Here is a 1,545-nt window from a genome sequence, read left to right on the forward strand (position 1 = left end):
AGTTGAATTGCCCCAGTTAAAGCTATCTGATCCAGATGGCAACGACTATTATTCTCTGCGGAAGTATGAACCAATTATTAGCAAGCAAGTTTTAATATCGCATCTCCAAGCAGGAGGATTTCAGACTAAATTTATTAATCTTCGCGATGGGGATTACACAGAAAACTACGGAAAAAAAATTTGGAGAGGCATTGAACTAACTAAAAACTATATCGGCGTTCAGATCGAGAGCATCGATCCCGAAAGCTGTGAAATTTGGTGCATTACAGTTAACTTCACATTGTATCGTGAAATAGCAATGATGCTGTTGAAGCACCTGGCTAGCAAAGGCAAACCAGTAGTTGTTGGTGGTTCCGATCACTTTGCCGAGCCTCAAGCTTATCTTCGCAACGGAGCGGCAGTAGTTGTTCTCGACAAATCTGGCGCTGCTAACTGGCCGCTATTTAATTATCTGTTAGGAAAAGGCTCTAAAGAAGCTCTAACTGGTGTTGTTTTCCCTGACGGGAATCAATATACTAAACAAAAAACTCCACTCCATCCCGAAGAGTGGCCCTTACCATCAGTAGAACTTGCTAAACAATGCCTAGGAAAACAATATTGGATGGATCCATTTCCTGAAGAATTCATCCCTATTGGTGCGATCTTCCCAGATATGGGATGTGATCGCCATTGTGATTTTTGCCAAACCCCTACTTACGGTACAGGATATCGCCGCATGTCCCCAAAGCGAGTGATGGAATGGTTAGATGTACTGTGTGAAGCAGGGGCAAAATCAGTGGTTAGCCTCTCCGATCAATTCCTAGGGCGGGTGATTTTCCCCGATGGGCGACAAGAAGTTCTAGAAATCATGAAGGGAGTGCGAGAACGAGATTTAGCAATTCTTTGGCCGAATGGTCTAGAACTGAGAAAGATGACCCTTGGACGCGGACGCAACTATGACAGCACAGATTTGACTCCCGATGAAGAACTGATCGATGCTCTCTTTCATTGGGATGGGCGAAGGGGAACCCTTGCAGGTTATCTTCCTGCCGAACGACCTATTTTTGGACGAGAATCTTATGCTAAGTTACTTCCCTGGCAGCAACACAAACGAATTGTGCGAAGAGTTGTACAAACCGGTGTTCCTATGGTGAGCTATGGTGTGATTATTGGCTTGGCTGATGATGACGATTATAGTTTATCCCAACTAGAGGAAGCACTCTGGGAAATTTATTATGAAGTGAAAGAGGTTAACCCCTCAATTATATTTCAAGTCAGTCCTTTTGCTATTTCTCCCATATTGGGAACGCCACAGAGCGAAATTATACGCAAATCCGGTCTGATTCGGTTTGATGACCCTACTATTTGGGGGGGAGTATGGACGGCGAGTAGTGACACCAAACATCTCAGCTACGAGCAAGTCTCTGATTGGCAGTTCCGCCTAGCTAGCGTTGGTGACTCGAAAAACCTGCAAGTTCCTCAACGGTTCAGAACCTTGCCGGATGAAGCCAAGAATGCTGAAAACACGGCGGTGTCAGTATAGGGACCTCCGAAAAAGGCTTCCAA

1 protein-coding gene is annotated in these 1,545 nt (G+C 45.0%); it reads left to right on the forward strand.

The features are described from left to right. Nucleotides 1-1,522, forward strand: a 1,522-nt coding sequence (locus F6K53_RS41480; protein ID WP_293086201.1) for a radical SAM protein, incomplete at its 5' end; no start/stop codon positions are given. Between the last annotated feature and the right edge of the window lie 23 nt (nt 1,523-1,545).

It is taken from the genome of Moorena sp. SIO4A1 (genome assembly GCF_010672065.1).
In the GTDB taxonomy this organism is placed as follows: domain Bacteria; phylum Cyanobacteriota; class Cyanobacteriia; order Cyanobacteriales; family Coleofasciculaceae; genus Moorena.